Source organism: Mesorhizobium sp. M1A.T.Ca.IN.004.03.1.1 (genome assembly GCF_003997555.1).
Lineage (GTDB): Bacteria > Pseudomonadota > Alphaproteobacteria > Rhizobiales > Rhizobiaceae > Mesorhizobium.
This window is the reverse complement of record NZ_RZTV01000205.1, coordinates 1-281: the sequence shown is the minus strand read 5'-3', so window position 1 is coordinate 281 and position 281 is coordinate 1. Positions and strand designations below refer to the sequence as shown.

At 62.3% G+C, this 281-nt stretch carries 1 pseudogene; it reads right to left on the bottom strand.

The features are described from left to right. Positions 1–281, bottom strand: a pseudogene (locus tag EOD29_RS31350) (AraC family transcriptional regulator); the annotation flags it as partial.

Sequence of the window (281 nt, the reverse complement as noted above, 5' to 3'; positions counted from 1 at the left end):
CAGGGCCGGGCCATTCTCCAGGAAATGCGACAGCCGGTGCGGCACCAGGCGCACGACCAGATCGGCCAGCGCCTGCGTCATATGCGCCATGGCGATCGGCGACTGCAGCAAGGGACCATCGTCGCGCATGCCCGCGATGATCGTTTCCGTGAGATTGCTGATCAACCGGCCTTCCGGCTTGGACAGATCCAGTTCGGGCAGCAGGTCGAGAGAGCCGCTGAACGGCATCTCGAAAGTCTGGCCGATCGTCTGGAGGATGACAGGCCAGTTGATCAGCAATT